Source organism: Salinivibrio sp. PR932 (genome assembly GCF_001996125.1).
Classification (GTDB): domain Bacteria; phylum Pseudomonadota; class Gammaproteobacteria; order Enterobacterales; family Vibrionaceae; genus Salinivibrio; species Salinivibrio proteolyticus.
The window spans coordinates 47,447-60,301 of the sequence record NZ_MUFM01000013.1 but is presented as its reverse complement, the minus strand read 5'-3'; the positions used below and the strand labels follow the sequence as shown (position 1 = coordinate 60,301).

Sequence of the window (12,855 nt, the reverse complement as noted above, 5' to 3'; positions counted from 1 at the left end):
CCGGCTCGAAGGCCGGCTTGTCTATCGTCACATTGGAACGCGTTATTGAACCAAGTATTGATAGCTTGCTTGAATGCCCAACGGTAACCCAACCGCCCAATAAGCCAGAAGGAAAAGCGTCCAGCCCACCAGCATAGTGATGGAGTATGGGATCATTAACGAAGCCACAGTGCCAATCCCGGTCGATTTCACATAGCGCTGGCAATACACCACCACTAGCGGGAAGAACACCATCAATGGCGAAATAATGTTAGAGACGGAGTCACCCACACGATACGCCGCTTGCGACAATTCAGGAGAAATACCGACAACCATCAGCATTGGCACGAGAATCGGCCCAATCAGTCCCCATTTTGCCGATGCCGACCCGATCAGCAAGTTGACCATGGCGGTCAGCAGGATCATACCCACAATCGTCATTTCACCCGGCAATTTCATCGATTGCAGCAACTCAGCGCCGTTGAGCGCTAACAAGGTACCAATGTTGGATTGGGTAAATGCAGCCAAAAATTGCGCGCAGAAGAACGCCATCACCATGTACGCACCCATAGTCGCCATGGTATCCGACATGGATTTGATTACGTCTTGGCTGGTTTTAAAGGTACCTGCGGTTTTGCCGTAGACAATGCCCGGAATAATAAAGAGCACAAAAATCAGCGGTACGATTGATTGCATAATCGGCGCATCAAATGCAGTCAGTTCCCCTGACGGAGAGCGAAGTGGCGATGTTTCCGGCCAAGCAGCAGCAACAAGCGCAGCAATTCCCACCAACATAGCCAAGCCTGCGCGGTTAAACGCTTTACCTTCAATCGCCGTGAATGAGCCAAGATCGGGGGCGTCTTCAGCATCCTCATCAATCGGCGTGCGGCTAAGGCGCGGCTCAATGATTTTCTCGGTCACAAACCAGCCCAATGCCACAATCAAAATTGATGACAAGCCGGTAAAGTAGAGGTTCGCGAGTGGATTCACCTGATAGGTATCATCCAATACGTGAGCGGCTGATTCGGTAAAGCCTGCCAGCAAAGGATCAATGCCAGACGGAATGAAGTTCGCTGAAAACCCACCCGAGACACCAGCAAACGCAGCGGCAATCCCCGCCAGTGGATGGCGTCCCGCAGCATGGAAGATAATCCCGCCTAATGGGATCACCAGCACATAGCCTGCATCCGCCGCTGTGTGTGACACGATCGCCACCAAAATCAGCATCGGCGTAAGTGCTTGCTTCGGTGTCACACTCAACATTTTCTTGAGGCCGGTGGTGATAAAGCCTGACTGATCGGCCACGCCCACCCCTAACATCGCAACCAAAACAATGCCCAGCGGCGCAAAACCAGTAAAAGTGCTAACCATATTGGCTAGAAAGTGTGCGAGCGCATCGCCAGTCAGTAGGTTGTTCACTTGCACCGCATTCCCCGTCAGCGGGTGAACGGCATCGAACTCAACTTGCGATAAAATGGCCGACAGTACCCAAACGGTAATCAAGCCCCAGAAAAACAACAGTGCCGGATCAGGAATACGGTTTCCTGCCCGCTCAATCATATTTAAAAACCGGTCTAACCCTCGCGGGCCGTCAGCATCCGCTGACTGACTAAGTTGACTGCTCACAGCTCACTCCATATTGTTTCAATGTCGCCACAGCACATGCCCTGGCGCTGCCTTTAATGACAAATTAATGAAATATCGGCCCCAGTAAAGCAAAAATCAGCATAGTTAGCTACACATCAACCTGTTAGCAAAATGTTAACCATCAGATATATTTGCTTTTCAGCACAAAAAACCGCAGTGAAGGGATAACCTTGAAACATTTAGAAACAAAAAAGCCCACGCTAGGCATGGGCTTTATGTCGTTAATCTGACGTTTTACTTTCTCAAACGATTATTCCCACTCAATCGTCGCAGGCGGTTTGCCGGAGACGTCGTAAACCACGCGGGAGATGCCGTCGACTTCGTTGATAATGCGGTTCGACACTTTGCCAAGAAAATCGTATGGCAGGTGTGCCCAGTGCGCGGTCATAAAGTCGATGGTTTCGACAGCACGCAAGGCAATGATCCAATCGTATTTACGGCCATCGCCCATTACACCAACAGAACGTACCGGTAAGAAAACCGCAAACGCTTGTGAGACTTTGTCGTACAAATCGGCGTTGCGCAGTTCTTCGATAAAGATTGCATCGGCGCGACGTAGAAGGTCACAGTATTCTTTTTGGATCTCGCCCAGTACACGCACGCCAAGACCAGGCCCTGGGAATGGGTGGCGGTAAAGCATGTTGTAAGGCAGGCCTAGCTCAAGGCCAATCTTACGGACTTCGTCTTTGAACAGCTCTTTGAGTGGTTCAACCAAGCCCATTTTCATTTCTTCCGGAAGACCGCCCACATTGTGGTGCGATTTAATCACGTGTGCTTTACCGGTTTTCGAGGCTGCTGATTCAATCACATCCGGATAGATGGTGCCTTGCGCCAACCATTTGGCGTTTTTCATTTTGGTGGCTTGCTCGTCGAATACTTCAACAAACACGCGGCCAATGATTTTACGCTTAGCTTCAGGGTCAGCTTCGCCTTTCAGCGCGTCAAGGAAGCGGTCTTCGGCATTGACGTGGACAATGTTGAGGCCGAAGTGGTCACCAAACATTTCCAGTACTTGCTCGCCTTCGTTAAGGCGTAGCAGGCCGTTATCCACAAATACGCACGTGAGCTTGTCGCCAATCGCGCGGTGAACCAGCATTGCCACTACTGAGGAATCAACGCCACCAGATAGGCCAAGGATCACTTCATCATCACCGACTTGCTCGCGAATACGCTCAACCGCATCTTCGATGATAGATGCAGGAGTCCATAGGCGCTCACAACCACAGATGTTCATCACAAACTGCTCTAGCATGCGTTTGCCTTGGCGAGTATGCGTGACTTCCGGGTGGAACTGTACGCCGTAGAAGCGCTTCTCTTCGTTAGCCATCGCCGCAAACGGACAGGTGTCGGTTTCAGCGATTTTGACGAAATCTTCTGGGATAGCGACCACTTTATCACCGTGGCTCATCCACACATCCAATAGCGCGGTGCCATCTTCGGCGATCGCATCTTCAATACCATCAAACAAAGCACTGTTGGCAACACGCTTAACTTGGGCATAACCAAATTCGCGGTGCTCAGAGCCGGCCACTTTACCGCCCAGTTGCTCAGCCATGGTTTGCATACCGTAGCATACGCCAAGCACCGGCACGCCAGCATTAAAGACATACTCAGGCGCACGCGGTGAGCCAGCTTCAGCGACACTTTCAGGGCCACCGGAAAGGATGATGCCATCAGGGGCAAAATCACGAATATCTTGCTCTTCTACATCCCAGCTCCACAACTCACAATACACACCGATTTCACGGACACGACGTGCGATCAGTTGCGTGTACTGGGAGCCAAAGTCGAGGATCAAAATACGTTGAGCATGAATGTTTTTGGTCATTATCTGGCTTTCTCAATTAAGTGGAACAAAGGGGCGTTGTCAGCCCTCTTGGACGAATAGAAAGCGGTGTGGCCCTTAAGCCACACCGCCATACATTATCCGAGGCGATAGTTAGGCGCTTCTTTGGTGATGGTCACATCGTGAGCGTGTGACTCTTTCATGCCCGCGCCAGTCACGCGAACAAATTGCGCCTTGGTGCGTAAATCGTTGATGGTGGCAGAGCCCGTCAGACCCATGCATGAACGCAAACCACCCATTTGTTGGTGGATGATTTCTTTCATCATGCCTTTGTAATCTACGCGGCCTTCAATGCCTTCTGGGACCAATTTGTCGGCAGCATTGTCGCTTTGGAAATAACGGTCAGATGAGCCTTTTGACATCGCGCCCACCGATCCCATACCACGGTACGATTTGTACGCGCGGCCTTGGTAAAGCTCAACTTCACCCGGTGATTCTTCCGTCCCTGCCAGCATGGAGCCAACCATCACGCAGGATGCGCCAGCGGCAATCGCTTTACACATATCGCCCGAGAAGCGAATGCCACCGTCAGCAATGACCGGAATGCCATATTCTTGCGCGACGGCTGCTGCATCACTGATGGCTGTGATTTGTGGTACGCCAACCCCGGTCACAATACGGGTGGTACAAATCGACCCTGGGCCAATTCCCACTTTAACGGCATCAACACCAGCTTCAATCAGAGCACGAGCACCGTCTGCCGTGGCAACGTTACCCCCTACGATTTGCAGGTTTGGATACGCGGCGCGTGTATCACGAATGCGTTGCAGCACACCTTCAGAATGGCCGTGTGATGAGTCAATCAAAAGAACGTCGACACCGGCTTCCACCAAGGCGGCAACACGCTCTTCATTACCTGCGCCAGCACCGACGGCGGCACCCACGCGCAGACGGCCTTGCTCGTCTTTACAGGCGTTTGGTTTGCTTTCTGCTTTCTGGAAGTCTTTTGCGGTGATCATGCCGCTTAGGTGGTGGTCTTGATTGACGACCAAGATTTTTTCCACGCGGTGCTGCTGCATCATTTGCTGAACTTGCTCTCGATCCGCACCTTCTTGCACCGTGGCTAAGCGCGACTTCGGCGTCATCACTTCATCAACACGCTTGCTCAAATCAGACACAAAACGCACATCACGACCGGTGATAATACCGACAAGCTCTTTTTGCGCGTTAACCACTGGATAGCCGGCGAAACCGTTGCGTTCGGTGAGTGCTTTCACATCCGCAATGGTCATTTCTGGCGTCACTGTCACAGGATTTGTGACCATGCCCGCTTCGTAAATTTTAACCAAGCGAACTTGCTCAGCTTGCTGTTCAATGGTCATGTTTTTGTGGATAAAACCAAGGCCACCTTCTTGCGCAAGTGCAATCGCCAGACGGGCTTCTGTCACCGTATCCATCGCCGCTGATAAAACAGGGATGTTCAGGCTAATAGAGCGAGTCAGTTGGGTTCGCAGATCCGCAGTGTTCGGAAGAACAGTGGAATGGGCAGGGACGAGGAGTACATCGTCAAAGGTTAGCGCTTCTTTCGCGATTCTCAGCATTGCAATATCTCACACCAAAATTTGTGAAGGGGAACAAAATATTGCCGCAGCATTATACGTATAGCGCAAACGTTTGGCTACAGGTTTTTACTGAGAATTTTCATTTATTGGTGTCTTTGATTTTAGGCGCTTAATATTCAATCACTTCGGGTGAAAACGCCCGCTCACACACGGCATACGCTTAGCAATTGGCATCCTCAAAGCAGACAGGTAGTATGCGTGCAGGTGAATGAAAAAGGTTGGCGACGTGAGCACAAACAATCGCAACATTTTGACGGTATCTCGGCTGAATGCCGAAGTTCGGCTGTGTCTTGAGCGCGATATCGGCATTGTCTGGTTAAGCGGGGAAATTTCCAATTTTACCGCCGCAGTCTCAGGGCATTGGTATTTATCGCTGAAAGATAACCAAAGCCAAGTGAAATGTGCCATGTTCCGCGGTAACAACCGTCGTGTTACCTTCAAACCGAAAAATGGCGACCAAGTGTTAGTCCGCGCCCGAGTGTCCTTGTATGAGCCACGCGGTGACTATCAGTTGATCCTCGAAAGTATGCAACCTGAAGGGGATGGCCGGTTACAGCAAGAGTTTGAGCAACGTAAGCAGGCGCTTGCAGCCGAAGGGCTTTTTGCTCAAAGCGAGAAAAAGCCGTTACCCGCTCAACCACGCCGTATTGGTATTATTACCTCCAAAACCGGCGCTGCCTTGCATGATATTCTGCATGTACTCAAGCGACGCGATCCTAGCCTGCCCGTGGTCATTTATCCTACGCTGGTGCAAGGGCGCGATGCCGCGGTCAGCATCGCGCAAGCCATTGGTCGTGCCAATAGCCGTGCAGAGTGCGATGTTTTGATTGTCGGTCGTGGCGGGGGGTCGCTAGAAGATCTCTGGTGTTTTAATGAGGAAATCGTCGCCCGTACTATCGCTGCCAGCACGATTCCTATCGTCAGTGCGGTGGGTCATGAAGTGGATGTAACCATTGCTGATTTTGTCGCTGACATGCGCGCTCCAACCCCTTCAGCCGCTGCGGAGCTGGTTAGCCGCGATCTGAGTTATCGGCTTCAGCAATATCAGCAACGCGAGCAAGCACTCAGTCGCGCGATGGCCGATGTGCTTTATCGTCAGCAACGGCATCTCACTCAATTGTCGCACCGTTTGTCCCACCAGCATCCGCGCACACGCTTACAACAGCAAAGCCAGCGATTGGATGAGCTACAACGGCGCATGCAACAAGCGATGATGACTAAAATTCGTCGTGCTCAGGCGCAATGTAGCCAGTTGGACGGCCGATTGCAGCGTGCAACGCCAATCCACACCATTCATCGCCAGCAAGGGCATGTGAGCCAGCTTGAGCAGCGTCTTAATCACGCCATGGACGCTCACTTGCAGCACGCACAACAGCGGCTGCATACCCTGATGGCAACTTTAGATGCCGTTAGCCCACTGGCTACCCTAACCCGAGGTTATTCCATCACGCGTACGGGCGATGGCAAGGTGGTGACCCAGACCGATCAGCTTAGCGTGGGTCAAACATTACATACCCATCTGCGTGAGGGTGACATCACAAGTACGGTCACCGCGCTGACACCGGCTTCTGTCTCCCCCGCACAGGATTAACCTCTGTACAACCGACTTCTCTCTGATCTGATTGTGATCGCCTGATCGAGGGGTTAATGCCCCTTGATCAGCTTCCTACCCTAAAAAGAATATTTATCAATACACTTCCCGAAAGCATAAGTTACATGTTCTGCATTTGGATTTTAAGCGATATAAAAAACTATTTAGGTGCATATTTTGGACGTGATCCAGAATTAATGAAAAGAGAATAGCGTCAGGTGATGGTTGAATTCTCACCGCTCAAAAACCCGCCTAGCGCGGTATGACAGCGGATCGTTTCACTGACTGTAACCTGCATTTTAATGTGATTTAGATCACTTTATTTCCGCAAAAGATCATGAAAAGGATCATAGAGCGGTAAGAAAGATCAAAAAAAGCCCAGCGCGATGGCTGGGCAAGTGATTACTTTTTGTTTCGGTTTTTCACCATGTCCATCAAGCGCTTGCGCTGTCTGGACTGAGAAAGCGTCAGCTTCTCTTTCTTCCCTTCATACGGGTTTTCACTATTCTGGAACTGGATCTTAATCGGAGTGCCCATAATATCGAGCGTCCGGCGATAGTAGTTCATTAAATAGCGCTTGTAGGAGTCCGGAAGTTCATTGACCAAGTTACCGTGAATTACCACAATCGGCGGGTTATAGCCCCCGGCGTGTGCATATTTCAGCTTCACTCGGCGTCCTCGAATCATCGGCGGTTGGTGGTCGTCCTGCGCCATCTTCATAATACGCGTCAGCATCGACGTGCCTACACGCTTGGTCGCTGACTCATAGGCTTCTTGAATCGACTCAAACAAGTGACCCACACCCGTACCGTGCAGGGCAGATATAAAGTGAACACGCGCAAAGTCGACAAAACCCAGACGGCGGTCGAGCTCTGATTTGACACGCTCTTTCACTTCGCTATCCAATCCATCCCACTTGTTGACCGCTAGCACAATAGAGCGTCCGGCATTCAAGGCAAAACCCAGCAGGCTTAAGTCTTGGTCAGAGATGTTTTCGCGCGCATCAATCACCAGCAACACCACATTGGCGTCTTCAATCGCTTTAAGGGTTTGGATAACCGAGAACTTCTCGACTTTATCCGTCACGCGCTTACGACGTCGTACACCGGCGGTGTCAATCATCACGTATTCGCGTCCATCACGCTCCATAGGAATGTAGATAGAGTCGCGTGTGGTGCCTGGCATATCGTAAACCACCACGCGCTCCTCGCCGAGCATGCGGTTGGTTAGGGTCGATTTACCCACATTTGGACGGCCAATAATCCCGATTTTAATCGGCTGGGCTTGGAGGCGGGCGTACTCGTTTTCCGCTTCCTCTTCGGTCATGGTGGTTTCGTCTACCGGCTCGATATCATCCTCACCGGTGAGATCAACCAAACCAGCTTCTTGGTCTTCTTTGGCTTGTTCCGCGAACGGCATCAGCGCACGGTTGATCAAGGTACTTACACCGCGACCATGTGCGGCCGCAATTTGGTACATGTTGTCCATGCCTAGTTGCCAAAAGTCAGATGCGGCGGTGTCCGGATCCATCCCGTCGACCTTATTAACCACCAAGAAAGATGTTTTTTCACGGGTGCGAATATGCTGCGCAATCTCTTGGTCGGCCGGGGTTAAACCCACACGACCATCAACCATAAACAGGACAACGTCCGCTTCTTCAATGGCGGCCAAAGACTGCTCGGCCATTTTGGTTTCTACGCCTTCCTCGGTGCCATCAATACCGCCGGTATCGATAACGATGAACTCGTGTTCACCTAGCATCGCTTTACCGTATTTTCGATCCCTGGTCAGTCCCGGAAAGTCCGCTACTAGCGCATCACGCGTGCGGGTTAGACGATTAAAGAGCGTCGATTTCCCTACGTTCGGGCGCCCTACAAGGGCAATAACAGGAATCATGTAGACCTCTTCTCTTTCATTCTCTTATCAATGAACAAGGCTCCTCACTGTCAGAGCAGTCAGGAGCCCAAAATAATTATGTTGGCTAATTCTACTCGATGGTCAGTTTTCTCATTTGACCATCACGTGTGATCACAATATAGCCGTTATCCGTTTGTACTGGCGCAACAGCGATGCCATTACCTTCCAGTGACTGCTGAGCAACAAACTCGCCGGTTTGTGGATCAAGCCAGTGCAAATAACCTTGGCTGTCACCTACCATGATGTAACCGCTGCTCGCCGAAGGTGGCGTGAGAATCCGGTATTCCAGCTCAGTGTTACGCCATTTTTCTAGGCCGTTGCGTGCATCCAATGCCACGACATCGTCTTTATCATCAATCAGATAAACGGTGTTGCCCGCAACCATAAAGTCTGTCGCTGTCGAAAAATCACGCTTCCACGCCGCTTGGCCAGAGCGCAAATCAATCGACACCAATTGACCATTATACCCCACCGCGTACAGGCGGTCGCCTTCAATCACCGGAGTGGCATCCACATCGACCAGACGATCAATTTCGGTCGCCCCTTTCGGCGTGGCAATCGGAATTTGCCAGAGCGAGCGACCATCTTGGATCATCGCCGCGCCCAATCGACCATTGGCCATGCCCCAGAATAAACCGCCAGAGATAGTGACGGGCGCACTGTCACCACGCAAGCTGAGATTGGGTACATCGTTGGTGTTGTTCCATTGCACTTCACCCGATTCGGCATCCAACGCAACTAGCTCACCGCGGCTGGTGTTAACTACCACCAGTCCAGCTTCAACCAAAGGTTTTGACAGGATCTCACCGTTGACGTTTTGTTGCCAAACGAGTTCCCCGTTTTCGGCATCCAGTGCATAAAGCACTCCGGTTTCTGCACCAACATAGACTTTGCCGTAAGACGCACTCAAACCGCCCGAGAGCAAAGCAGGTACATCGGTTTGCACTGATTGTTCCCATACCGACTGGCCGGTCTGTAAATCATACGCGCCGATAAGGCCGTTACGATCTGCGGCAAAGACTTTGTCATAGGCCACGACCGGACGCAGTGCAGAGTAATAATGACCAACGCCATCACCGACTTGTGCTTTCCATTGCAAGCTTGGGGTAAATTGGCTATTCACCGTCGGCAATGGTGCCATTTGCACCACATCTTCTTCACCGGCACAACCGGCGAGCAACGCCAAGGCAGCTGCCATCGCCGCCCCACGCCATAATCCTTTTGTCATACCGCGACCTTACTGACTGAGGTTGTTAAGCTTCATGTTGACGGTTGGGCTCTCTGCCGCTGCAAGTGACGCCGCATAGGCGCTACGTGCCGCATCTTTGTCGCCTTTAAGCAGCATGATATCACCACGGATCTCTTCCACTTTTGCGCGCCAGCTTGGTGCCGTCACGCTATCGAGCTCAGTCACTGCGGTGTCATAATTACCTAACTCCGCCTCAATCCGCGCAAGACGTGTGGCAATTAAGCCATGAATGGCATCGTCTTTAACCCAAGCACTGGCTTGACGAAGCTGTTCGCTCGCTTGCGCAAGCTCCCCTTGTTCAACCAGTTTTTTCGCCAACTGCATGGCAGCTAACGCGCGATAGCCTTCGTGGTCTTCGCTTTTAACCACGTTCTCAAGGGCGGCGGTTTCGCCTTTGTCCAGACCACTAAGCGCTTGAACATATTGCTGTGAGGCTTGTTCCTTGCTCTCAGTCACGTGTGCTTGGTAGTAACGCCATCCATATAGCACACCCAATCCGACTACAGCGCCAATAACAACGGCTTTGCCGTTATCTCGCCACCACTTTTTAATCGCTTCAACTTGCTGTTCTTCTGTGGTGTAGACGTCCACGATCTGTCCTCTCTAAATCAAATCTGCGAGTGTCGCGGCGACCTCGTCTTGTTTCAAGGTTTGCTGCTCGCCGCCTTTCAAATCTTTTACTGCCACGGTGCCATTGGCGACTTCATCTTCGCCAAGCACCAGTGCCACAGACGCACCGACTTTGTCCGCACGTTTAAATTGTTTTTTGAAGTTACCCCCGCCAAAGTGCGACATAACACGTAGGCCCGGGACTTGCTCACGTAAGCGCTCAGCCAGCTGCATACCGGCAACGAGGCTGCCTTCTCCAACCGTGACAACATACACATCCACTGCAGGACGCACATCGTCTTGGTTCAGGGTTTCGAGCATCAGAACGAGACGCTCGAGGCCCATTGCGAATCCAACCGCAGGCGTCGCTTTACCGCCGAGTTGTTCAACCAAACCATCATAGCGACCGCCGCCACATACTGTGCCTTGGGCGCCAAGGCTGTCTGTGATCCACTCGAACACGGTGCGGTTGTAGTAATCAAGGCCACGGACCAAACGGTGGTTAACCTCGTATTGGATGCCTGCTGCGTCCAAGAGTTCACATAAGCCGGCAAAATGCTGCTTCGATTCCTCATCGAGGTAGTCGCTCAGCTTAGGTGCATCCACCAGAATGGCTTGGATGTCGGCATTTTTGGTATCCAACACACGTAATGGGTTGGTTTTCATGCGGCGTTTGCTGTCTTCATCCAAAACAGATTCATGCTGCATCAAAAAATCCACCAAGGCTTGGCGATAGTCAGCTCGCGCTTGTGGCGAGCCAATTGAATTAAGCTCTAAACGGACGTGATCGGCAATGCCTAGCTCACGCCAGAGACGCGCCGTCATCATGATCAGTTCAGCGTCGACGTCTGGGCCATCAATACCGAACACTTCCACGCCAAATTGGTGGAATTGACGATAGCGACCTTTTTGAGGACGCTCGTGACGGAACATTGGGCCCGTGTACCAAAGGCGATGCTCTTGGTTATACAGCAAGCCATTTTCAATGCCGGCACGCACACAGCCCGCCGTCCCTTCCGGACGCAGTGTGAGGCTGTCACCATTGCGATCATCAAAGGTGTACATTTCTTTTTCGACAACGTCGGTGACTTCACCGATGGCGCGACTAAAAAGGTGTGTCGCTTCCACGATAGGCATGCGTACTTCGCTATAGCCGTAAGCACTGACCACCTGCTTGACCGTGTTCTCTAGTTTTTGCCATAGGGGAGACTGAGACGGGAGGCAATCGTTCATGCCTCGAATTGCTTGAATTGTTTTAGCCACGTTAACTTCCGTTACCGATTAAAGAGTGAGAATGGAGAAGGCGGCCGTTAGGCTTCGCCTTCCTTTTCAATTTGTGAGACGTCGATGCGGTTTTTTTCATCCATCATCGCCGCTTTCGCGCGAATTTTTGCCTCAAGTGCGTCGACAAGGTTCTCGTTATCGAAACGCTCTTTCTGACGCTTGCCATCGAGGTAATAGGCGCTGCGTTTGTTGCCTCCTGCCAAACCTAGGTGAGAGACTTCGGCTTCACCGGGTCCATTCACCACACAGCCAATCACAGAAACATCCATCGGCGTGGTGATGTCTTCAAGGCGCTGTTCGAGCGCATTCACGGTTCCTATCACATCAAATTCTTGACGCGAACAGCTTGGGCAGGCAATAAAGTTCACCCCGCGTGAACGAATCCGCAGTGATTTTAAAATATCAAAACCGACTTTGATTTCTTCTACCGGATCGGCGGCAAGAGATACGCGCAAGGTATCACCAATGCCTTCCGCTAATAGCATCCCTAGGCCCACCGCAGATTTAACCGCACCCGCACGGGCGCCACCCGCTTCGGTAATGCCAAGGTGCAGCGGTTGATCGATTTGCTGCGCCAATTTTCGATATGACTCAACAGCTAAGAATACGTCTGAGGCTTTCACGCTGACTTTAAATTGATCAAAGTTGAGCCGATCCAGGATATCGACATGGCGCATCGCTGACTCAACTAGCGCGTCTGGGGTCGGTTCGCCATATTTTTCTTGTAAATCACGCTCCAGTGATCCGCCATTCACGCCAATACGGATCGGGATATTCTTATCTCGTGCAGCATCCACCACGGCACGAATGCGTTCTTCACGGCCAATGTTACCTGGGTTGATGCGCAAGCAATCCACACCGTATTCTGCGACTTTTAAGGCAATACGGTAGTCAAAGTGGATATCCGCGACCAACGGGATCGCGGTCTGCGCCTTGATCAGTTTAAAAGCTTCAGCCGCATCCATCGTCGGTACCGAGACACGTACAATGTCGGCGCCCACTTTTTCTAGCGCTTTAATTTGCGCCACCGTGGCATCTACATCTGTGGTGCGCGTATTGGTCATCGATTGCACCGCTATCGGCGCACCATCACCAATGGGAACATTACCGACGTAAATACGTTTAGACGGACGGCGTTTAATCGGGGATTCGGTATGCATGTCGACGTTCT

At 51.6% G+C, this 12,855-nt stretch carries 9 protein-coding genes; 1 reads left to right on the top strand and 8 read right to left on the bottom strand.

Going from position 1 to position 12,855, the window contains the following annotated elements:
• Nucleotides 1–42: 42 nt before the first annotated feature.
• The 3 genes from BZG84_RS08455 to guaB form a co-directional block, all read right to left on the bottom strand.
• Nucleotides 43–1,539, bottom strand: coding sequence for an AbgT family transporter (locus tag BZG84_RS08455; protein WP_101494777.1), 1,497 nt, complete (start codon nucleotides 1,537–1,539; stop codon nucleotides 43–45).
• A gap of 337 nt (nucleotides 1,540–1,876) precedes the next feature.
• A complete protein-coding gene (gene guaA / locus BZG84_RS08450) occupies nucleotides 1,877–3,454 on the bottom strand; it encodes a glutamine-hydrolyzing GMP synthase (protein WP_077458366.1) in 1,578 nt (525 codons plus the stop codon).
• A 95-nt stretch (nucleotides 3,455–3,549) separates the two neighbouring features.
• Nucleotides 3,550–5,013 (bottom strand): IMP dehydrogenase, encoded by a 1,464-nt coding sequence (gene guaB / locus BZG84_RS08445; protein WP_069590671.1) that lies wholly within the window; start codon nucleotides 5,011–5,013, stop codon nucleotides 3,550–3,552.
• A 247-nt stretch (nucleotides 5,014–5,260) separates the two neighbouring features.
• Between guaB and xseA the strand changes: the two genes are divergently transcribed.
• Nucleotides 5,261–6,625: an exodeoxyribonuclease VII large subunit gene (xseA, locus tag BZG84_RS08440; RefSeq protein WP_077478937.1), complete on the top strand. Its 1,365-nt coding sequence runs from the start codon at nucleotides 5,261–5,263 to the stop codon at nucleotides 6,623–6,625.
• 402 nt (nucleotides 6,626–7,027) lie between these two features.
• Here xseA and der read toward each other — a convergent pair whose 3' ends face one another.
• The 5 genes from der to ispG form a co-directional block, all read right to left on the bottom strand.
• On the bottom strand, nucleotides 7,028–8,521 hold the full coding sequence (gene der, locus BZG84_RS08435; RefSeq protein ID WP_069590670.1) for a ribosome biogenesis GTPase Der: 1,494 nt from the start codon (nucleotides 8,519–8,521) through the stop codon (nucleotides 7,028–7,030).
• A 91-nt stretch (nucleotides 8,522–8,612) separates the two neighbouring features.
• Nucleotides 8,613–9,770 carry an outer membrane protein assembly factor BamB gene (bamB, locus tag BZG84_RS08430; RefSeq protein ID WP_069590668.1) on the bottom strand — a complete coding sequence of 386 codons (1,158 nt, stop codon included), beginning with the start codon at nucleotides 9,768–9,770 and terminating at the stop codon, nucleotides 8,613–8,615.
• 9 nt (nucleotides 9,771–9,779) lie between these two features.
• Complete coding sequence (locus BZG84_RS08425; RefSeq protein ID WP_077478913.1) at nucleotides 9,780–10,382, bottom strand: YfgM family protein; 603 nt, start codon at nucleotides 10,380–10,382, stop codon at nucleotides 9,780–9,782.
• Between the two features lie 12 nt (nucleotides 10,383–10,394).
• Complete coding sequence (hisS, locus tag BZG84_RS08420; RefSeq protein ID WP_069590664.1) at nucleotides 10,395–11,663, bottom strand: histidine--tRNA ligase; 1,269 nt, start codon at nucleotides 11,661–11,663, stop codon at nucleotides 10,395–10,397.
• Nucleotides 11,664–11,710: 47 nt separating this feature from the next.
• Entirely contained in the window at nucleotides 11,711–12,844 is a 1,134-nt protein-coding gene (gene ispG, locus BZG84_RS08415) for a flavodoxin-dependent (E)-4-hydroxy-3-methylbut-2-enyl-diphosphate synthase (protein ID WP_077478912.1), read from the bottom strand.
• Nucleotides 12,845–12,855 lie beyond the last annotated feature (11 nt).

Excerpts from the sequence above, each read along its gene's own strand:
- guaA (WP_077458366.1), bottom strand. The coding sequence starts at position 3,454 with ATGACCAAAAACATTCATGCTCAACGTATTTTGATCCTCGACTTTGGC.
- der (WP_069590670.1), bottom strand. The coding sequence starts at position 8,521 with ATGATTCCTGTTATTGCCCTTGTAGGGCGCCCGAACGTAGGGAAATCG.
- guaB (WP_069590671.1), bottom strand. The coding sequence starts at position 5,013 with ATGCTGAGAATCGCGAAAGAAGCGCTAACCTTTGACGATGTACTCCTC.
- BZG84_RS08455 (WP_101494777.1), bottom strand. The coding sequence starts at position 1,539 with ATGATTGAGCGGGCAGGAAACCGTATTCCTGATCCGGCACTGTTGTTT.
- ispG (WP_077478912.1), bottom strand. The coding sequence starts at position 12,844 with ATGCATACCGAATCCCCGATTAAACGCCGTCCGTCTAAACGTATTTAC.
- bamB (WP_069590668.1), bottom strand. The coding sequence starts at position 9,770 with ATGACAAAAGGATTATGGCGTGGGGCGGCGATGGCAGCTGCCTTGGCG.